The following is a 19413-nucleotide window of genomic DNA, read 5'->3' as shown; positions in this document are numbered from 1 at the left end:
TCAGCCGCGAGGGCGGATCGTCGGCATGCCGAGGTTCGTCGAACCGACTGCACTCTGCCCGGGGCTCGGTGCGCCGCAGCTCTCCGCCTGTGCCCGGTCGTAGGCGTCACCGGCTCGGGACGGGCGTACGGAGAATCCGGAGTCGGCGAGGAGGAAGTAGGGCTTCGCCTCGGTGACGGTGGCGGTGACGAAGTCGCCGGGTCGTGGCATCTGGGTGCCTTCGGGGATTCCGACGTGGACGAGGCGGTTGTCTTCAGCGCGTCCGCTCAGTCGTGGGGAATCGTCATGGGGCAGTTTGGTCACGAGCACTTCGACCTCACGGCCGATCTGGTCTTTGTTCTCGTTCCAGGCGATCTCGTCCTGGAGTGAGGTGAGGCGTTCGAACCGTTCCTGCACAACGTCCTTCGGCACCTGGTTGTCCATCGTGGCCGCCGGTGTGCCGGGGCGGATGGAGTACTGGAAGGTGAAGGCCTGGGAGAAGCGGGCGCGGCGGACGATGTCCATCGTCCCTTGGAAGTCCTCTTCGGTCTCTCCGGGGAAGCCGACGATGATGTCGGTGGTGATGGCAGCATGCGGGATGCGTTCGCGCACGGTGTCGAGGATGTTCATGAACCGCTTGGTGCGGTAGGAGCGGCGCATTGATTTGAGAATCGTGTCCGAACCGGACTGCAGCGGCATGTGCAGCTGCGGCATGACGGTCGGGGTCTCTGCCATTGCGTCGATGACGTCGTCGGAGAATGCGGCTGGGTGCGGGCTGGTGAAGCGGACTCGTTCTATTCCGTCAACGTTGCCGACGGCGCGCAACAGTTTTGCGAATGCGCCTTTGTCGCGGAATTCGGCGCCATAGGAGTTGACGTTCTGGCCGAGCAGAGTGACTTCGACGACTCCGTCGGCGACGAGGGCTTCGACCTCGGCGAGGATGTCGCCGGGGCGGCGGTCTTTCTCTTTGCCGCGCAGGCTGGGCACGATGCAGAAGGTGCACGTGTTGTTGCAGCCGACCGAGATCGACACCCATCCGGAGTGCTGGGATTCCCGGCGGCTGGGCAGAGCGGACGGGAAGACGTCGAGGCTTTCGAGGATCTCGACTTGGGCTTCCTCGTTGTGGCGTGCGCGCTCGAGCAGCGCGGGCAGTGATCCCATGTTGTGGGTGCCGAAGACCACGTCGACCCAGGGTGCCTTCTTCACGATCGTGTCCCGGTCTTTCTGTGCCATGCATCCGCCCACGGCGATCTGGAGGCCGGGGTGGTTCTCTTTGACCTTCGCGAGTTGGCCGAGGTTGCCGTAGAGCCGGTTGTCGGCGTTTTCGCGGACGGCGCAGGTGTTGAAGACGACGACGTCGGCCTGGTCGTCGGTGTTCGCCTGAACGTAGCCGGCATCGTCGAGCAGTCCGGACAGACGCTCGGAGTCGTGCACGTTCATCTGACATCCGTAGGTCTTGACCTCGTAGCTGCGAGGGGTGGTTTCGGATGTCGTCGGGGAGTCAATCAGTTCAGTCATGGCGCACCCATTCTAGCCGTTCCCCGGGAACCGTTTCAGTCTTCGGCAAGCACTTCCCGTGTGACCTTGATGCAGATCGCCGAGGGGAAGCCGCGGCGGGCGAGCATGCCGAGGATTCGGCGCTCCCGCACCGCATAGTCGAGGCGCCTGGTGGAGGCGGCTTTCTTCTCGGCGACTTCGCGGGCGAGTTCTTCCTCGCCGTCGATCTCGGCGACGGCTTCGGAGGCGAGTTCGGGGCTGATGCCCTTCTTGCTCAATTCGCGTTTGAGCACGGACCGGGAGAGTTTCCGGTTCTCGCGCTGTGCCCGTGCGAAGCGGTGCGCGAATTCTTCGTCGTTGAGCAGACGCGAGTTCTGCAGCTTCTCTATGAGGACATCGATCGCTTCCGGCATGAGGTCGCGTTTGAGGAGCTTCTTGCGCAGTTCGTCGCTGGAGTGATCGCGCATGGCGAGCATGTTCATCGCCGTCTTCTTCGCCTGCGCGTAGTCCCCGTCGAAGTCGCGGGCGTCGTCTTCGTCGTCGTCGAAGCCCAGCCCGGGTCCGGCAGCGAAGTCGGGTGGGCCGTCGCTGTCATCCAGGAAGTCGGGCCCGGCATTGCCATCGCTCGCCAGGAAATCTGGACCATCATTCTCGGCTGCAAGGAAATCAGGGACATCGATGAAATCCGGAGTCGAGTCGGTACCGCCTTCGACCCATCCGTTGTCCGGTTCCTTCTGCTGTCGCTTCCAGCCGCTGGAGTTCTTCTTGCGCTTCGAACTGGCTTTCGTGCCAGCTTTCGAACCCGATCGTGCAGACTTCCCCGACCGCGTTCCCGAGCCAGCACCGGACCGCGACCCAGAGCTGTTTCGTTTGGCATTTCGACCATTGCCACCGGTGACATCGTTGTCGATTCCGGAGAGGCCGGCGAAGAACCCGGCTTCTCCTTCGGCATGACGTTGGTCGATCTCCGAGATCGCACTGCGGAGCTGCGAGAGCGTCTCGGTCTGAGACGAGTCGCTGCGACCCGAGTCCCCCGCACCGACCGTGTCGGTCGTTGCGGCGGACTCGCGGTCGGCGAACTCGTCGTCAGTCGACGAGGCGTCAGGAGACTTCGACGTCATCCGTCTGTGCTTCTCCGGCCGCTTCGACGCCTTCCTCGGGTTCGTCGACCTGGATCAGGCCGAGCTTGTGCTTGATCTTCAGCTCGATCTCTTCGGCCAGGCCCGGGTTGTCGCGGAGGAAGTTGCGGACGTTCTCCTTGCCCTGACCCAGCTGATCGCCGTCATAGGTGAACCAGGAACCGGACTTGCGCACGATGCCGTTGTCGACGCCCATATCGATGAGGCTGCCTTCGCGGGAGATGCCGTGGCCGTAGAGGATGTCGAACTCGGCCTGCTTGAACGGCGGAGCGACCTTGTTCTTCACGATCTTCGCACGGGTCCGGTTGCCGACCGCGTCCTGACCTTCCTTGAGGGTCTCAATGCGGCGGACGTCGATGCGCACGGAGGCGTAGAACTTCAGCGCCTTACCGCCCGAGGTGGTCTCCGGCGAACCGAAGAAGACGCCGACCTTCTCACGCAGCTGGTTGATGAAGATCGCGGTGGTCTTCGACTGGGCCAAGGCACCGGTGATCTTACGCAGTGCCTGCGACATCAGACGAGCCTGCAGGCCGACGTGGCTGTCGCCCATCTCGCCTTCGATTTCGGCCTTGGGCACGAGGGCTGCGACGGAGTCGATGACGATGATGTCGAGGGCGCCGGAGCGGATGAGCATATCGGCGATCTCGAGCGCCTGCTCACCGGTGTCCGGCTGGGAGACGAGGAGCTGGTCGGTGTCGACGCCGAGCTTCTTCGCGTACTCGGGGTCCAAAGCGTGCTCGGCATCGATGAACGCGGCGATTCCGCCGGCCTTCTGAGCGTTCGCCACGGCGTGGAGGGCGACAGTCGTCTTACCGGAGGATTCCGGACCGTAGATCTCGACGACGCGACCGCGCGGCAGACCGCCGATGCCCAGTGCGATGTCGAGGGCGACCGAACCGGTCGGGATGGAGGCGATGGGCTCACGCACACCGTCGCCGAGGCGCATGATCGCGCCCTTGCCGTAGTTGCGATCGATCTGGCCCAGCGCGGCGTCGAGTGCCTTCGACTTGTCGCCGCCGGTGGGAACCTGGAGGTTCTTGGGTGTACGTGCCATGACGTCTCCTCTTCGTTGCTTTTCCGTTGAGACCAAGGCTAGAAGATGGCACTGACATAACGACAGAGGAAGCGATTCCCCCGTGGATAACCAGCCACTCGTGGTCACAGGTCCCGTGATTCCTCACCAGCATAACCCACATGGGAACAGGTGTTCTATATATTCGGGTGTGTCGCGTGTCTCCGCGAGAATCAGTCCTGGGCCAGGCCCAACTGCCAGGTGAGGCCGAACCGGTCCCCCACCCACCCGAATGGTCCGAATCCGTAGTCGTCGAGCGGCATGAACACAGTTCCGTCTGCGCTCAGTGAGGAGAAGATGCGTTCGAGTTCCTCGGCCGATTCGCAGTCGACCATGAGTGACACGCCGGGAGTGATGTCCCACTCATGTACGACGAAGCTGTCGCTGAAGCGCAGTCTCTGTCCGGCGATCTCGATCTCGGACATGATGACCGTGCCTTCGGCGCCCGGACCATCGGGACCATAGCGATTGTCGAGGATCACTCGCCCGTCGCCGAAGACCTCGAGGTAGGTCTCCATGGCCTCGGCGGCGCTCCGTCCACGACTGGGCTGGAAGGTGATGAACGGGATGGCCTGATTCATGCGGTCAGTCTACCCTCGGCCGAAACGGCGCCGACAGTGAAGGCCAGCGCTGCTCCGACCAGACAGAGCCACAGACGGTGCGAGGCAGCTCCGATCCAGCAGAACGGCGTCGAACCTCGGTCAGAACGGCGTCGAGCGCGGCTTTTCCTTGCCGAGACGCCGAGATTCGGGAACACCCATGGAATCGCAGACGGCAGTCCAGATGTCGCGGGGTTCGACTCCGGCTTCGAATGCCTGGGCTGCGGTTCGCGAACCCAAGGAGCTCAGAGTGAGGTCGGTGTGCAGGGAGGCGGCGCGAGCCTCACCGAACTCCTCGTTCATGAGGATCCAGTAGAGCGTGTGCCGCATCAGGGCTTGGCGGCCAGCCGCGGAGCAGAGAATCCCTCGGGGTGACCGAGGACCTTGTCAGAGAGCTCCTGCGGAATGGTATCGGGGATCTGCACACCTTCTTCGAGAGCGAAGCGATCGGACACAGACGACAGCAGTGCCGACAGCGGCAGGTCGAGTGCTTCGCAGATCGCCGACAGCAGCTCCGAGGAGGCTTCCTTCTGTCCGCGCTCGATTTCGCTGAGGTAGCCGAGCGAAACGCTGGCCCCGGTCGAGACATCGCGAAGGGTGCGTCCTTGACGACGGCGGGCGGAACGAAGTGCGTCGCCGATTTCGACTCTTAGTAACATAACGCGGCCCTCCCTTTGTCAGCGCGTCCCGTCAATGTAGTTCCAATAACCTTACAACCTGGCCGTGACACAGCACCAACCTGGTGCCCCGAGCGGATGGTATTGCCAGTCCATTCGAAGACTTTGGAGAATTTTCGTCCGATGGTCATCACCCGGTCAACCCCACAGCAGACGAACTTATTCCGGAGCGTCCTCGCGAGCATTCGAGACCTGCCCGGATTCCGGTCCGAAGGCGAGTTCGCCGACGAATTCATTGAGGTTGACGGCCATCGCTTGCACCGTCTGACTGCGGATGGAATCACGGTCGCCGGTGAACTCGTGTTCGAAGACCTTCGCCTTCCCGCCGAAGGCGATCGCCGTGTAGACGAGTCCGACGGGCTTGTCGTCCTGCGGATCGGGGCCGGCGACTCCGGTGCAGGAGATCCCGATATCGGCAACGCACTGCAGCGCCGTGCCGACGGCCATCTGCGCGGCGACGACCGGGTCGATCGGACCGGTCTCCTCGAGGTGGTCGGCGTTCACTCCGGCCAGGCTCGCCTTGAGGTCGGTGGCGTAGGTGACCAGTCCCCCGCGCACCACGGCGGAGGCGCCCGGCACATCGACGAGCGAGGCGACGAATCGTCCCCCGGTCAGCGACTCTGCCGAAGCCAGCGAGATCCCCAGCTGAGAACAGGTGGAGATGATGCGACGCGCGGTCTCCATCAGCTCGGACTCAGCCACGCTGCGCGTCCCCGCCGGTCTGCGTGCTCCCACCGCTCTTCGCATCCTTGTACAGCTTCGCCGCCTGCACGCAGTAGTCGACACCGGTGACGATTGTGACGACGATGGCCGCGGTCATGATGATCCAGGCGAAGACGAGCAGGATGACGTAGACGACGGAGGGAACCACGTCCGAGAGTGGGAAGACCAGCAGGAACAGTCCGATCGCAGCAGTCTGCAGCACTGTCTTGATCTTGCCTCCGCGTGAAGCGGGCATCACGGCGATACGGATCATGAAGAACCGCAGCACGGTGATTCCGAGTTCGCGGACGAGGATGATCACGGGCACCCACCACGGCAGTTCGACGATGATCGCCAGACCGATGAGTGCGGCCGCCATGAGCGACTTGTCGGCGATGGGGTCGGCGATCTTGCCGAAGTTCGTGATGAGGTTGTTCCGCCTGGCCAGGTAGCCGTCGACGAAGTCGGTGAACATGGCCAGCAGGAACACGATGAGCGCCCACCAGCGCAGAGTCACATCGTTGCCGCCGTCTGCCAGCAGAAGCACGAGGAACAGGGGCACCATGAGGATGCGCAGCACCGTGAGTGCGTTCGGGACATTCCACGGACTCGGTTCTGCGGAGGGCTGCTGAGAGGCTCCGGCCTCGACTCGATCGTTCACGCAACCAGCCTATCGGAGTGAGCTGAGCAGATCATTCCAACCAGGACCAACTCAACCACAATCGCCGAGGCGGCGCACCGTCGGTACGGTGCGCCGCCTCGGCGAGGGGTGGGGTTCGGATCGGATCAGCGGCCGGTGAGCTGCCAGGCGTCCTCTCCGCTGGCTTCGACGACCTCGAGCCCGGTCTCCGGGTCGACGTCGCCGACGGTGAGGTCGCCGGCATGCCCGACGCCGCCCGAGTACCGGTCGGACGATGCCGAGCTGTACGCCGACGCCGAGCCGTGGGAGGTCTCGCCGTAGTCGTCGTCGAACTCCTCGTCATAGTCCCCGGCCGCTGAGGCGTGCCCGGAACCGGGCTGTCCGGACTGGCCCTGGCCACCGTCGGTCGGGGCGTCGGCGGCGCCGCCGGAATCCTCGGGCGGGGTCTCGCCCTTGATGATGGCCAGGGTGCCCGGCAGATCGTCGGGGCGCACGAGCACGTCGCGGGCCTTCGACCCCTCGGAGGGTCCGACGATTCCGCGGGACTCCATGAGATCCATGAGGCGACCGGCCTTGGCGAAGCCGACGCGCAGCTTGCGCTGCAGCATCGAGGTCGATCCGAACTGCGTGGTGACGACCTGCTCGATCGCCTGCAGCAGCAGGTCGAGGTCGTCTCCGATGTCCTCGTCGATCTGCTTCTTCGGCGCTTCGACGGCCACGTCTTCGCGGTAGTTCGGGGTGAGCTGGCTCTTGACGTGTTCGACGACCTTCTCGATCTCGGACTCGTTGACCCAGGCGCCCTGGACACGCATCGGCTTGGCCGCGCCCATCGGCAGGAACAGGGCGTCACCCTGACCGATGAGCTTCTCCGCACCGGGCTGGTCGAGCACGACTCGGGAGTCGGCCAGCGACGAGGTCGCGAATGCCAGGCGGGAGGGCACGTTCGCCTTGATGAGGCCGGTGACGACGTCGACGCTGGGTCGCTGGGTGGCGAGCACCAGGTGGATGCCGGCGGCACGGGCGAGCTGTGTGATGCGCTGGATCGAGGCTTCGACGTCGCGTGGGGCAACCATCATGAGGTCGGCGAGCTCGTCGACGACGACCAGCAGGTACGGATAGGGCTGGAGGACGCGTTCGGATCCGGCGGGCGGCTGGATGCGCCCCTCGCGGACGGCCTTGTTGAACTCCTTGACGTGCTTGAACCCATAGTTCGCGAGGTCGTCGTAGCGGGCGTCCATTTCGCGCACGACCCATTCGAGCGCCTCGGCGGCCTTCTTCGGGTTCGTGATGATCGGGGTGATGAGGTGCGGGATGCCTTCGTAGATCGTCAGCTCGACGCGCTTGGGGTCGACGAGGATCATCCGGACCTCGTCGGGGGTCGCGCGCATCATGATCGAGGTGATCATGGAGTTCACGAAGCTCGACTTACCGGCACCGGTGGCACCGGCGACGAGGAGGTGGGGCATCTTCGAGAGGTCGGCGACGACGAATCCGCCTTCGACGTCCTTGCCCACGCCCATGACCATGGGGTGGTCGGTCTTGCGGGCGGCCTTCGAGCGCAGCACGTCGCCGAGGGCCACGTTCTCACGGTCGGTGTTCGGGATCTCGATGCCGATGGCCTTCTTGCCGGGGATCGGCGAGAGGATGCGCACGTCGGCGCTGGCCACGGCGTAGGCGATGTTCTTCGACAGCGCCGTGACCTTTTCGACCTTCGTACCGGAGCCGAGCTCCACCTCGTAGCGGGTGACTGTCGGTCCGCGGGAGAAGCCGGTCACCTCGGCGTCGATCTTGAACTGCTCGAGCACATCGCGCAGGGCTTCGACGACGCGGTCGTTGGCCTCGGAGCGCTCCTTCGCGGGAGGTCCGGGCTGGAGGTTGTCGGAGGCGGGCAGGGTGTAGGTGACGTCGCCGGCCAGGGTGAGCTGTTCGACGCGTTCGGGCAGCTGCTCCGTGGGCGGAGGTGCGGGTGCGTTCGTCGTCGGCACCGGCGCCGAGGCGGCAGCGGGCTCGGACTTCTTCGCCTGGTTCGCGGCGTCGTCGTCCATCCCGATGGTCTTCTTCAGCTCGGCCATCTCGCGTTCGGCCTTGGTGGGCCGGCGCTGGCCGGGCTTCAGCTTCGGTTCCGGGGCGGTTTCGATCCGCGTGGTGTCGGCTTCTTCGTCGCTGACGTCGTCTTCATGGATGTAGGCCTTGTCGTAGGCCTTCGTCGCGGTGTCGTCGTCGGCGGATTCGTCGTCGAGATCGGGGATCTCGGTCTTCTTCCTCCGGCCGCGGCGCTTGGCGCCCATCACGGGCTTGAGGTCGGAGGTGCGGCCGTTCTCGGCAACGAGGTCGGACTGTTTGGTCTCGGCCGCCTCGGCGTCGGCTTCAGGTCGGGCACCGCCGGTGAGGCGGTAGTACAGGTCGGTGAGGCGACGGGGAATCGCGCGCACCGGGGTCGCGGTGACCACGAGCAGGGAGAACAGCCCGAGGAGGACGAGCAGCGGCACCGCCACGTACACGGTGGTCGCGACGACCAGCGGTGAGGACACGACGAATCCGAGCGCGCCTCCCCCGTTGGCCATGGCCTCGCGGGAGTTCGTGAAGGTCGGGTTGCCGGCGGCGATATGCGCCAGGCCCGAGGCGGCGAGCAGACCGAAGATCATCCCGATGAGGATGCGGTTGTTGCCGCGGTTGTCGTCGCCGCGCAGGAACAGGCGGATCGCATAGCAGGTGAAGACCACCGGCAGGGCGAGTGCCACCCGGCCGAAGGTGCCTTCGACGATTCCGCGGATGCCGTCGCTGATCGCGCCGGGGATGTTCCACCATTCGAATGCGGCGATGATGATCGAGAGTCCGATGAGGAAGAAGGCTGTGCCGTCCCGCTTCGTCGGTGATTGATCAGTCGGTTCGTCGCTGAGAGTCTTTCGCGCACGGTTTCCGGCCATGTGGGCCACTCCCCTCCATGCACCGGTGACAACGTTTGTACCGGGTTCTTCGGTCCCCGCTTGACCGGACCGACCAGCGTTTTTGCGCGCTGTGCGTTTCCCGGAACCAGAAGCGGGGGAAGTCGTTCTGGTCGCCATGTCTCTCATCTTAGGACGATATTGCGCTCCTGCCCAGCAAATCCGCAGGTTTCGGCGTGTGGCGCGGTGGGCGGCACGGGCTCCGGCGACGGGCGCTGGCCGGGCGAATTTCGACGTCAGCCGGGATGTCGGTGAGAAGGTCGGGCAGGCATCTACCTCTGAGAGTTGCCGAATTCGGAGGATCTTCAATTCCGGACACCGTCTTGTCGAGATCGTCTGGGCGATCCACGGTGGTTTCCCTCTGTTTTCGCCGCGGATCGACCACCAAATCGGTCCGCAACCGAAACATGGGTCACCTTCGGACATATTCGCGGCCCAGAAGGCCCAGAAGTATCCGTTATCGACCTGTATTTTCTTGGAAGTATCCGTTATCGACCCATGTTTGAGTGCTCAGAGCCCGCGGACACTCCTTCGGGGGCTTGAGACGCTCCCTCGACGAAGCCGGTGTCGGCGCACAGCGTCGACGTATGGGTCGCCACCGGCTCGCTGCGAACGGACCGTCTTGCCGTCAGTCATCACCAGCCCCGGCCTTTCGACCCGGCGATTCTCGGCTCGGGTGCATGGCGATGAACAGACCCCATTGGGTGGCACCGTCCTTGTTGCGCCGGCTGCGGAACTCTTCGAACAGGGCATCGATGCGGGATCGGAACTCCTCGACTTCATCCTCGGTGAGCATCGCGGCCATCCGCCCCATAGTCCGCTCCTCATAGGGTGCGGCTGTGAACTCGGCGGTGAAGGCCTCGAGCATCTCGGTCGTCATGTCCCCGGTGTTGAGGAACCAGCTCTTGCCCGTGGCCAGGTACGGAATCTCCCGGGACCCGCGCCTGCCACGCCTCGCGTCCTGAGCGGCAAGGAATCCGGTGTCGGCGAGCATCCGCACGTGGTGGAGCGAGGTCGCAGGATTGAGCCCGGTCGCCTCGGCGATCTCTCGATTGCTCATGGAGCATTACTGATTGACAACCTTCAATCACTGATCCTCCGCCTGCCGACTCAAGGAAGAGCAATGGCCGCACCCGACCCTGCAACGCCGCAGCAGCCTCAGCGCTCTTCCCTCTGGAGACACCGCGACTTCATGAAGCTGTGGGCAGGCGACACGGTCTCTGTGTTCGGATCGGAGCTCGTCCTCTTCGCCCTCCCCCTCATCGCCGTGCAGCTCCTCCACGCCGACGCCTTCGAAATGGGAGTGCTCGCAACCCTGGAATCCGCGGCGTTCCTGCTCATCAGCCTGCCCGCCGGGGCCTGGGTCGACCGTCTGCCGAAGAGACTTGTCATCGTCTCCGGCGACATCATCCGCGCCGCTATCCTCCTGACCATCCCGCTGACCTGGATGGTCGACGCCTTGAGCATGGTTCAGCTCTATCTCGCAGCGGCCGGGGTCGGAATCGTCAGCGTCTTCTTCGACATCGCCAATCAGTCCTATCTGCCCGAACTCGTCAACGGCGACGCGATCTCCGACGGCAACGGCAAGCTCCAAGCCAGCCAGCAGACCGCCGGAGTTGCCGGCCCCACTTTGGCCTCTGGACTCGTCACCGCGATCGGTGCCCCACTGACCATCGGACTGACCAGCATCTGCATGGGTCTCTCCAGCATCCTCGTCGGACTCATCAAACACCGCGAAACCCCACTACCAGTCGAGGTCCGGGCCGGATTCGTCGCCGAGATCCGCGAGGGACTCGGCTTCGTGCTCGGTCACCCGCTGCTGCGCCGGATCACTGCCAGCACAGGTCTGACGAACTTCGAGTCGTCGGGCATCTTCGCTCTCCTCGTGCTGTACGCCCTCACCACACTCGGTCTTCACCAGGTCGAACTCGGAATCATCATGTCAGTCGCCTCGGCAGGCGGGATCCTCGGCGCACTCACGGCGGCGTGGGTGCAGAAGATCCTCGGCGAAGGAACGAGCATCGCTGTGTCAGCGCTGATCGGCAGTCTCTGCTTCCTCGGTGTCCCGCTCGCCACCGTACTGCCTGCGCTGCCGACCCTGCTGATCAGCTGGTTCCTTGTGACCTGGGCGGTCGTCATCTACAACATTGCGCAGGTGAGCTTCCGGCAGCGCCTGTGCCCGAAGCCGCTGCTGGGCCGGATGAACGCCTCCATCCGCTTCCTCGTATGGGGACCGATGCCGTTGGGCGCCTTCCTGGCAGGCATCCTCGGCGACTGGCTCGGGGTAGCGACGACGATGTGGATCCTGGCAGCCTGCGCGCTGCTCGGATCACTGCCGGTGCTCGCCTCCCGCCTGCTGCGGATGCGCGAACTCCCCCGCGAACTCGATCTGCTCAGCAGCGGCGAAGCCGTCGATCGAGAGTGACCGAGACGAGCCTGAAACACCTCAGCGGGTGGCGTAGAGGTGCTCGGGGCGGCCGGTGTTGCCGTACTGCAGGGACACCGTGATCGTGCGGGCTTCGGCGAGTTTCGCCAGATGCCGCTGCGCGGTCGCGCGGGAAGCTCCGACCGCCTCGGCGACTTCGAGGGCCGTCATCGGACCGCTCGCCTCCTCGAGTGCGGCGAGGATCCGAGTCGTCGTCGACGATCCTGCTGGGCTCGCTCCGGTCCCGCCGACGGCCGCGGCGTCGTGGAGGTTGCGCAGCTGCCGCTCGAGATCGGTCTGCCCGACCTTATCCCGCTCCCAATAGCGGAGGAAACGAGCATAGCGGCGCAGGAAGTTCTGCAGCACCTCGGCGGCGAAGGGCTTGACGATGTACGTCATCGCCCCCGCGCGCAGCGACGAGCGGACCACCTGCGGATCCGTGACCGCCGAGAGGACGATCGCGTCGATATCGGTCTCGCGGATGAGTTCGACCCCGGTGCCCTCGGGCAGCACATAGTCGACGAGAAGCATGTCGACCTCGTTCTCGGCGATGACCTCGCGGGCCGTCTTCAGGTCGCGGACGGGTTCGAGCGCCGTGAAGCCGGGCACCTCGTCGACGTACCGGGCATGGATCTGCCCGACGAAGAAATCGTCATCGAGCACGAGAACGTTGACCATCATCTCTCCTCAGATTCGCTGAAAATCATCATCACCGCAGATTCGTTGAAAACCGTCGTCACCGCAGGCCAGAAGCTGTACTGTCGCCATCGCCCACGTCTCCGTCTTCGCCTACGTCGCCCACGTCGCCGAGGTCGCCTACGTCGCCCACGTCGGCAAGGTCGTCGAGAGCATCGGGCAGGCGCATGCCGAAGCTCGCCCCGCCGAGGTCCGGGTCGTGGCCCTCGATGAGCCACACCGCTCCCCCGCCCTTCTCCGCGACCCGGCGGCTGAGCGCAAGGCCGATGCCGAGTCCGTGGCCGTCTCCGGTGCCGGTTCCCGTGGTCAGCCCGATCCCGAAATCCGGCGCCGAGGCGGCCGTCGAGGTCGAGAATCCCTCGTCGAAGATCTTCTCCGCCACCTCGTCGTCGATCCCGTCGCCGGTGTCCGTGACGACCGCGTGGAGTTCCGCTCCGGAGCTGAGCACCTGCACTTCGACCCGGCCCCCGTCCTCGGCGTACCGCCGGCCCGCGACGGCCGCGCGGACGGCATTGTCGATGAGGTTGCCGAGGATGAGCGTGACCGCTTCCGGGTCGCGCACCGCGCCGACGGCCAGGGAGTCCGGTGTCACGGCCAGAGCCACTCCCGCCTCGGCGGCGGTCGTTCCCTTCGCTTCCAGAACAGCGCGCAGGTACGGGTCGGAGATGAGGTCGATGTCCTCGACGGGGGCTGTGATCGGCCCGGTGCCCAGGATCGAGGATAGGTAGGTGTGTGCCTCGTCGTTCGCGCCCGTGTCGACGAGGCCGAGCACGGTGTGCAGCCGGTTGGCGAACTCGTGCCGCTGTGTGCGCAGGGCCCGAGCCATCGCTGTGACGGATTCGAGCTGGCGAGCCATCGTGAGCATCTGGGTCTCGTCGCGGAGCGTCACGACCCCGCCGACGGACACCCCGTCGCGCCGGACCCGCACGGCCGTGGCCAGCAGGATCCGGTCGCCGATGGTGATCCGCCGCCGCAGGGCTCCGTCCGCCGGGGCGTCGGCCATGAGCGCGGTGATCTCTTCGGGCACATTGACGAGTTCGTCGTCGGATTCCCCCGCCGAGGCGGCTCCGTCGTCCGCGTCCGCCTTTCCGTCCGCACGGTCGATGTCCCCCGCCGAGGCGGCATGGAGCAGCTCCTTCGCGTTCGAATTGCTCAGGGTCAGCTTCTCGTTCGCATCGAACCCGAGCACCCCGTCGTCGAGACCGTGGAGCACGGCCCCTTGGTCGCGGGCCATCTCGGCAAGCTCTTCGGGTCCGACGCCGAGCGTCTCCCGCCGCAGCCGGCGCCCGAGCATGACCGATACGACCCCGCCGAGCGCCAGGGCGAGCACCGCGACGGTACCGAGCAGGATGAGTTCGCGGCGGACATCGGCATCGAGCACGGAGGCGAAGATGCCCACCGACACCTCACCGACGACGGTCTCGCCGTCCTGATTCGAATAGATCGGCACCTTCGCGCGCACCGTCTCGCCCAGGGTTCCCGATTCGTGGGAGACGTTCTCGCGTCCGGCCAGTGCCTCATCCGGCGACGTCGAGACCCTGTGTCCGATCTTCGACCGGTCGGGGTGGGTGAGTCGGATGCCGCGATCGTCGGTGATGACGGCGAAGGTGATGCCCGAGCGGTCACGCAGATCATCGGTGATCGCCAACATCGAGGTCACGAGCTGCTCATCGGGTTCGTCAGCATGTTCGGCCGAAGCCTGCGTAGCGGCGGCGCGGACGTCCGGATCGATCGCCAGCGTGCGGGCAGTGGCCAGCGCCTTCGTCTCGGTCACCTCGGTGACGGTGCGCGCACCCATCCATGCGAACACTCCGGTGACCAGGGCGAGGATCACGATGACGAGCGCGAGCTGAGAGATCAGCACACGTCGGGAGAACGAACGATGGGGCCGGGGCACGCGCTCAGCGTAGCCGCGTTTGAGCGCAATGCGCAAAAGGCGCGCAACGATCTAAACGCCATCAGTGCACACAAGCGCGCGCGGCCCGTGATCTGGGCCCTACGGTGTTTCGAGCCTCACATTCGCCTTCGAAGGAGAAGCTCGTGCTTGTCATTCTCGGTTTTGCCATGATCCTCGTCTTCATGACGCTGATCATGACCAAACGACTCTCGCCGATCCTGGCGCTCATCCTCGTGCCCACGATCTTCGGCCTTTTCGCCGGGGCCGGTCTGGGCATCGGGGACATGGTCATGGACGCGATCGCCTCGATGTCGTCGACGGCAGCGCTGCTGCTCTTCGCCATCATCTATTTCGGCATCATGATCGACGTCGGTCTCTTCGACAAGCTCGTCGAGTTCATCCTCAAGGTCGCCGGCAACGACCCCGTCAAGGTCGTCCTCGGCACCGCGCTGCTCACCGGCGCCGTGTCCCTCGACGGTGACGGATCGACGACGTTCATCGTCGTCACCGCGGCCATGCTGCCGATCTACCAGCGCCTCGAGATGTCGCCCGTGGTGCTCACCTGCGTCGCCGGTCTCATCAACGGCACCCTCAACATCGTCCCGTGGGGCGGCCCGACTGCCCGAGCCTCCTCGGCGCTGCAGATCGACGCCAACGAGATCTTCGTCCCCATGGTCCCCTCCCTCGTGGCCGGCCTGCTCGTGTGCCTCGTCTTCGCCTACGTGCTCGGCATCTCCGAACGCCGCCGCCTGGCCAAGAACGGCGTGGCCTGGGTCGAGGAACGCGGTTCGAATCGTCGCAGGGACCTCGTCGGCGCCGTGGCCGGAGCCAGCACGACCGCGGGTTCGTCCGCGGGCACCACTGCGGGTGGGCTCGGACACGGATCCGGGTCGGCCGCCTCGGCGAATGACGGCCCCACCGCCGAGGCGGCCCCCGCCTCCGCGAACGACACAGACGGATCCGCCGGTTCCGGCACGGGTCTGTCGAACACCGCGCTCGATCCGAACCGCGCGACTCTTCGTCCGAAGCTGTTCTGGTTCAACCTGGCCCTGACCGTGGCCGTGATGGTCCTGCTCATCATCGACATCCTGCCGCTGCCGTACCTGTTCATGATCGGCACCGTCATCGCGCTCATGGTCAACTTCCCGAAGATGAAGGACCAGCAGGAGGAGCTCGCCTCCCATGCGACCGCGATCATCTCCGTCGTGGCCATGGTCATGGCCGCCGGTGTGCTCACCGGCCTCATGTCCGGCACCGGAATGGTCGACGCGATGGCCGAATGGCTCGTCGAGGTCATCCCGAACTCGATGGGACCCTACATGGCCGTCATCACCGGCCTGCTGTCGATCCCGATGACGTTCTTCATGAGCAATGACGCCTTCTACTTCGGCATTCTGCCCGTCCTCGCCGAGACCGCCTCCCACTTCGGCATCTCCGCGGCGGATATGGCCCGGGCCTCGATCACCGGCCAGCCCGTGCACATGCAGTCGCCGCTGGTGCCCGCGATCCTGCTGCTCGTGTCCCTGTCCGGTGTCGAGCTCGGCGATCACCACAAGAAGGTGCTGTGGCGCGCGCTCATCGTCGCGCTAGTCATGCTCGCCGTGGGTGTCGCCGTCGGTGTCATCGGAATCGGCTGAGCGGAGGACTGCGATGACTGATCTCTATTCGACTCCGCAGCGCCGCTTCCCTGCCCCGTCCCTGCAGGTCACTGCCTCGCCGGGCATCGATTCGGCATCAGCGACCGTGGTCCTGGCGCTGCGTCCGGATGCCTCGGATGAGGTGCTCGAGCAGGCGATCGCCGCGGCCCGCCGTGAGAACGCAGCGGTGCAGGCGGTCGTGTTCGCTACGGATACGACGACAGCTCCGTCGACGTCGTCCCTGTCCGAATGCACCAAGTTGGGCGCCGCTCTCGCCGAGGCGGGACTCGAGTATGCCGTCCACCGTTCCGGGCCCGACCCGGCCGAGCAGATCCTCGGTCTCGCCGAGGATCACGATGCCGCGCTGATCGTCATGAGCACGAAGCGACGCTCGCCCGTGATCAAGCTGCTCCTCGGCTCGAGTGCGCAGCAGGTCATCCTCGAGGCTGAGTGCCCGGTGCTGTTGGTCAAGTAGAAGTTCGCGGCTGTGGCCAGCCGTGCGAGCCGATCGCGCGGCCCCGGTGGCGCGACTCTAGATTCCGGCGATTCCGCGGCCCGGGGCCAGGATTCCTCGCGGGTCGACCAGCTTCTTGATGTCGCGCAGACCCGACCGTCCCGGCTGCGGACCCCAAGCGTCCACCTCGTCCCACACCGCTGCGGGTGCGTGGATCAGCCGGGCGGCGATGACATGCAGGCCGAAGCTGCGCAGATGCTCGAGGACCACTCGAGTGGCCACCCCCGGCTCGGATTCCGGTGCGCCGATGCCCAGTTCGAACGTGCCCGTCGCACAGCCGCGCAGCTGCAGCGGATAGCCGATCGTCATCTCCAGTCGGGCGACGGCATCGATGAGCGTCGAAATGAAACTCGGCGCCACGGACACTCCGATCGTCGCGGCCAGCCGCGCTCTGCGACCCCACCATTCCGGTTCCCGGCACGGGGTCGCACCGGGGATCCGATCGACGAGGTGGATCACCTCGGCCTCGACCTCGTCGGCCTCCCCTTCGATGAGAACCACTGTCGCCGCTGGTGAACCAGATGGTCGTTCGATGACGACCGCGTCCGGGACTCTGCGGGCGACGAGGAGATCAGCGGCCGCCTCGGTGCCGGGAATCCATACGAATCTCTGCGTTTCGGGCCGCTCGGTCAGACGGATCTCGGCCTCGACGACGATCGCTCGGGTTCCCCAGGATCCGGTGACGAGTCCGGGCAGATCGCGGCCGCTGAGGTCCCAGTTGAGCCCGTGAGAGGTGCGGGCGATGGTCCCGTCGGCACCGACGACGGTCACGGATTCCACGGTCTCGGCCAGGCGAGGTCGGCGCAGACTGCGGGGACCGGTGGCCGCGGTGGAGATCATTCCGCCCAGGGTGGCACCGGCTTCGACGCGGTCGACGGGAAGGTCACTGAGGATCTCCCGACCTGACTGTGCGGCGAACCTGTTCAGGGCGCTGATCCGGGTGCCGGCTTCGGCACGGATGGTGCCGCCGCGAGGATCGGCCGCCTCGGCGATGGATGTCAGGTCGATGAGCAGCCCCGGCGTGGACGCGGGCGGATGATCGTCGAAGGCGGTGCCGCCGCCGAACACGGCCACGGTGCGGTGCTCGGCATGGGCACGGCCCATGAGCTCGGAGAGTTCGGCAATGCTGCCGGGGCCGGCCAGTCGGGGCAGTTCGTCTGTGGTCAGGCTCATCCCCACCTCCGTAGATCCATCCGTCGTCGGCGCCTCCCACCTGCGGGTCGGTCTGGGACCGTCGCGAGGGAGTGTGTATGTCGAGCTTAGCGAAGAACGCCCCCGAGATCGGTGCTCATGGCACAGATTTCGGGGGCGTTCGGCGTCGTCAGCGAGTGCGGATCACGGCATGCGGGCGTAGGCCGGCAGGGTGAGGAAATCGACGTACTCGGGGTCGAGTGCCACCGAGACGAAGGTGTCGGTGGCGTCCTTCCAGCCTGCGTCGTCACCGGGCAGCTTGGCGACCTCCTCGGCGACGATGCGCTCGACGAGCTCCTTCGTCACCTTCTCACCGGAGTCCAGGGTGACTCCGGCGTCGAGCCACTGCCACACCTGGGAGCGGGAGATCTCGGCGGTTGCGGCGTCCTCCATGAGTCCATTGATGGCGACCGCGCCGTTGCCTTCGAGCCAGGCGCGCAGGTACTGGATGCCGACGGACACGTTGGTGCGCAGGCCCGCCTCAGTCATCGCACCCGGAGTCGACTTCACGTCGAGGAGATCGGCAGCGGCGACGTTGACGTCTTCGCGCTTGTTGTCGATCTGGTTCGGCTTCTCGCCGAGGGTCTCGGTGAAGACCTCCTTGCAGAGCGCGACCATGCCGGGGTGAGCGACCCAGGAGCCGTCGAAGCCGTTGGAGGCCTCACGCGACTTGTCTTCGCGCACCTTGTCGAAGGCGGCCTTGTTCGCGGCTTCGTCCTTCGAGGGGACGAAGGCGGACATTCCGCCGATGGCATGTGCTCCGCGCTTGTGGCAGGTGCGCACGAGCAGTTCGGTGTAGGCGCGCATGAACGGCACCGTCATCGTCACGTCTGAACGGTCCGGCAGCAGGTAGTCGGAGCCGCGGGAGCGGAAGTTCTTGATCACGGAGAAGATGTAGTCCCAGCGGCCGGCGTTGAGTCCGGCGGAGTGCTCGCGCAGCTCGTAGAGGATCTCCTCCATCTCGAAGGCCGCGGTGTAGGTCTCGATGAGCACGGTGGCGCGGATGGTGCCGCGGGCCAGGCCGAAGGCGTCCTCGGCGTGTTCGAAGACCTGGTTCCACAGACGGGCCTCGAGGTGGGATTCCATCTTCGCGAGGTAGAAGTAGGGGCCGCGGCCCTTCTCGATCTGGATCTGACCGGCGGTCGAGAAGTACAGCGCGAAGTCGACGAGCGAACCGGAAGTCTCCTCACCGTCGATGAGGATGTGCTTCTCCGGCATGTGCCAGCCGCGGGGGCGCACGACGATGGTCGGCAGCTCCTCGTCGGGGGCGAGCTTGTATTCCTTGCCCTCGGGCGAAGTGAAGTCGATTTCGCGGTTGAGTGAGTCGAGCAGGTTGATCTGTCCCTGGATGACCGAGTCCCACTGCGGGGTGTTCGCGTCTTCCTGGTCGGCCAGCCACACCTTCGCGCCGGAGTTGAGCGCGTTGATCGTCATCTTCTTGTAGGTGGGGCCGGTGACCTCGACGCGGCGGTCTTCGAGACCGGGTGCCGGGGGTGCGACCTGCCAGGACGGATCGTTGCGGATCTCGGCGGTCTCGGGGAGGAAGTCGAGGTCCTTGCCTGCGGCGATTTCGGCCTGGCGTTCCTTGCGGGCCGCGAGGCGCTCGAGACGGTCGCCGTTGAACTTCCGGTGCAGATCGACGATGAGCTCAAGCGCCTTGGGCGTGAGGACCTTCTCAGCCCCGTCCGGCAGCTCACCGGTGATCTCCATCCCGGCGGGGATGTCCAGGTTTTCGATATGAGCGGTCATCGATGGTTCTCCTTAGTCAGCACATCGGTGCTGCGTCCTTATCCACATCTGGTG

At 65.5% G+C, this 19413-nt stretch carries 17 protein-coding genes; 3 read left to right on the top strand and 14 right to left on the bottom strand.

What is annotated here, in order from left to right; genetic code table 11:
- The 10 genes from miaB to D3I60_RS12160 all read right to left on the bottom strand — a co-directional run bounded on the left by miaB (position 1) and on the right by D3I60_RS12160 (position 10310).
- Positions 1–1497 (bottom strand): tRNA (N6-isopentenyl adenosine(37)-C2)-methylthiotransferase MiaB, encoded by a 1497-nt coding sequence (gene miaB / locus D3I60_RS12205; RefSeq protein ID WP_262776587.1) that lies wholly within the window; start codon positions 1495–1497, stop codon positions 1–3.
- A 35-nt stretch (positions 1498–1532) separates the two neighbouring features.
- On the bottom strand, positions 1533–2597 hold the full coding sequence (locus D3I60_RS12200) for a regulatory protein RecX (protein WP_262776586.1): 1065 nt from the start codon (positions 2595–2597) through the stop codon (positions 1533–1535).
- Positions 2578–3669 carry a recombinase RecA gene (gene recA, locus D3I60_RS12195; protein WP_262776585.1) on the bottom strand — a complete coding sequence of 364 codons (1092 nt, stop codon included), beginning with the start codon at positions 3667–3669 and terminating at the stop codon, positions 2578–2580. Before recA ends, D3I60_RS12200 begins: the two co-directional genes overlap by 20 nt.
- Positions 3670–3860: 191 nt before the next feature.
- Positions 3861–4268 (bottom strand): VOC family protein, encoded by a 408-nt coding sequence (locus tag D3I60_RS12190; protein ID WP_262776584.1) that lies wholly within the window; start codon positions 4266–4268, stop codon positions 3861–3863.
- A 120-nt stretch (positions 4269–4388) separates the two neighbouring features.
- Positions 4389–4616, bottom strand: coding sequence for a DUF3046 domain-containing protein (locus D3I60_RS12185; RefSeq protein ID WP_139470110.1), 228 nt, complete (start codon positions 4614–4616; stop codon positions 4389–4391).
- Entirely contained in the window at positions 4616–4945 is a 330-nt protein-coding gene (locus tag D3I60_RS12180; RefSeq protein WP_262776583.1) for a helix-turn-helix domain-containing protein, read from the bottom strand. The genes D3I60_RS12185 and D3I60_RS12180 overlap by 1 nt, the downstream gene beginning before the upstream one ends.
- 177 nt (positions 4946–5122) lie before the next feature.
- Positions 5123–5665 carry a CinA family protein gene (locus tag D3I60_RS12175; RefSeq protein ID WP_346659569.1) on the bottom strand — a complete coding sequence of 181 codons (543 nt, stop codon included), beginning with the start codon at positions 5663–5665 and terminating at the stop codon, positions 5123–5125.
- Positions 5658–6326 (bottom strand): CDP-diacylglycerol--glycerol-3-phosphate 3-phosphatidyltransferase, encoded by a 669-nt coding sequence (pgsA, locus tag D3I60_RS12170; protein ID WP_262776582.1) that lies wholly within the window; start codon positions 6324–6326, stop codon positions 5658–5660. The genes D3I60_RS12175 and pgsA overlap by 8 nt, the downstream gene beginning before the upstream one ends.
- A gap of 125 nt (positions 6327–6451) precedes the next feature.
- A complete protein-coding gene (locus tag D3I60_RS12165) occupies positions 6452–9232 on the bottom strand; it encodes an FtsK/SpoIIIE family DNA translocase (RefSeq protein ID WP_262776581.1) in 2781 nt (926 codons plus the stop codon).
- A 646-nt stretch (positions 9233–9878) separates the two neighbouring features.
- Entirely contained in the window at positions 9879–10310 is a 432-nt protein-coding gene (locus D3I60_RS12160; protein ID WP_262776580.1) for a winged helix-turn-helix transcriptional regulator, read from the bottom strand.
- A 63-nt stretch (positions 10311–10373) separates the two neighbouring features.
- Between D3I60_RS12160 and D3I60_RS12155 the strand changes: the two genes are divergently transcribed.
- Positions 10374–11675: an MFS transporter gene (locus D3I60_RS12155; RefSeq protein WP_262776579.1), complete on the top strand. Its 1302-nt coding sequence runs from the start codon at positions 10374–10376 to the stop codon at positions 11673–11675.
- A 21-nt stretch (positions 11676–11696) separates the two neighbouring features.
- Here the strand turns inward: D3I60_RS12155 and D3I60_RS12150 are convergent, their stop codons facing one another.
- Together D3I60_RS12150 and D3I60_RS12145 are read right to left on the bottom strand one after the other, a co-directional pair.
- Positions 11697–12356 carry a response regulator gene (locus D3I60_RS12150; RefSeq protein ID WP_262776578.1) on the bottom strand — a complete coding sequence of 220 codons (660 nt, stop codon included), beginning with the start codon at positions 12354–12356 and terminating at the stop codon, positions 11697–11699.
- Positions 12357–12411: 55 nt separating this feature from the next.
- Complete coding sequence (locus D3I60_RS12145) at positions 12412–14268, bottom strand: ATP-binding protein (RefSeq protein ID WP_262776577.1); 1857 nt, start codon at positions 14266–14268, stop codon at positions 12412–12414.
- A 143-nt stretch (positions 14269–14411) separates the two neighbouring features.
- On the opposite strand from D3I60_RS12145, the gene D3I60_RS12140 reads away from it, so the two are divergent.
- Positions 14412–15905: a CitMHS family transporter gene (locus D3I60_RS12140; protein WP_262776576.1), complete on the top strand. Its 1494-nt coding sequence runs from the start codon at positions 14412–14414 to the stop codon at positions 15903–15905.
- Between the two features lie 13 nt (positions 15906–15918).
- Positions 15919–16380 carry a universal stress protein gene (locus D3I60_RS12135; protein ID WP_262776575.1) on the top strand — a complete coding sequence of 154 codons (462 nt, stop codon included), beginning with the start codon at positions 15919–15921 and terminating at the stop codon, positions 16378–16380.
- A gap of 57 nt (positions 16381–16437) precedes the next feature.
- On the opposite strand, the gene D3I60_RS12130 is transcribed toward D3I60_RS12135, so the two are convergent.
- Both D3I60_RS12130 and aceB read right to left on the bottom strand, forming a co-directional pair.
- Positions 16438–17592 carry an FAD-binding oxidoreductase gene (locus tag D3I60_RS12130; RefSeq protein ID WP_262776574.1) on the bottom strand — a complete coding sequence of 385 codons (1155 nt, stop codon included), beginning with the start codon at positions 17590–17592 and terminating at the stop codon, positions 16438–16440.
- A 162-nt stretch (positions 17593–17754) separates the two neighbouring features.
- Positions 17755–19359, bottom strand: coding sequence for a malate synthase A (aceB, locus tag D3I60_RS12125; RefSeq protein ID WP_262776573.1), 1605 nt, complete (start codon positions 19357–19359; stop codon positions 17755–17757).
- Positions 19360–19413 lie beyond the last annotated feature (54 nt).

Origin of the sequence: Brevibacterium permense (assembly GCF_025506275.1) — a bacterium.
GTDB classification, from domain to species: Bacteria; Actinomycetota; Actinomycetes; order Actinomycetales; family Brevibacteriaceae; genus Brevibacterium; species Brevibacterium permense_A.
The sequence above is the reverse complement of the archived record's forward strand: the minus strand, read 5'-3'. Positions and strand labels throughout refer to the sequence as shown.

Bases quoted from the DNA above. Each gene is read 5' to 3' on its own strand.
- miaB (WP_262776587.1), bottom strand. From the start codon at position 1,497: ATGACTGAACTGATTGACTCCCCGACGACATCCGAAACCACCCCTCGC.
- D3I60_RS12200 (WP_262776586.1), bottom strand. From the start codon at position 2,597: ATGACGTCGAAGTCTCCTGACGCCTCGTCGACTGACGACGAGTTCGCC.
- recA (WP_262776585.1), bottom strand. From the start codon at position 3,669: ATGGCACGTACACCCAAGAACCTCCAGGTTCCCACCGGCGGCGACAAG.
- D3I60_RS12190 (WP_262776584.1), bottom strand. From the start codon at position 4,268: ATGAATCAGGCCATCCCGTTCATCACCTTCCAGCCCAGTCGTGGACGG.
- D3I60_RS12185 (WP_139470110.1), bottom strand. From the start codon at position 4,616: ATGCGGCACACGCTCTACTGGATCCTCATGAACGAGGAGTTCGGTGAG.
- D3I60_RS12180 (WP_262776583.1), bottom strand. From the start codon at position 4,945: ATGTTACTAAGAGTCGAAATCGGCGACGCACTTCGTTCCGCCCGCCGT.
- D3I60_RS12165 (WP_262776581.1), bottom strand. From the start codon at position 9,232: ATGGCCGGAAACCGTGCGCGAAAGACTCTCAGCGACGAACCGACTGAT.
- D3I60_RS12160 (WP_262776580.1), bottom strand. From the start codon at position 10,310: ATGAGCAATCGAGAGATCGCCGAGGCGACCGGGCTCAATCCTGCGACC.
- D3I60_RS12155 (WP_262776579.1), top strand. From the start codon at position 10,374: ATGGCCGCACCCGACCCTGCAACGCCGCAGCAGCCTCAGCGCTCTTCC.
- D3I60_RS12150 (WP_262776578.1), bottom strand. From the start codon at position 12,356: ATGATGGTCAACGTTCTCGTGCTCGATGACGATTTCTTCGTCGGGCAG.
- D3I60_RS12135 (WP_262776575.1), top strand. From the start codon at position 15,919: ATGACTGATCTCTATTCGACTCCGCAGCGCCGCTTCCCTGCCCCGTCC.
- D3I60_RS12130 (WP_262776574.1), bottom strand. From the start codon at position 17,592: ATGAGCCTGACCACAGACGAACTGCCCCGACTGGCCGGCCCCGGCAGC.
- aceB (WP_262776573.1), bottom strand. From the start codon at position 19,359: ATGACCGCTCATATCGAAAACCTGGACATCCCCGCCGGGATGGAGATC.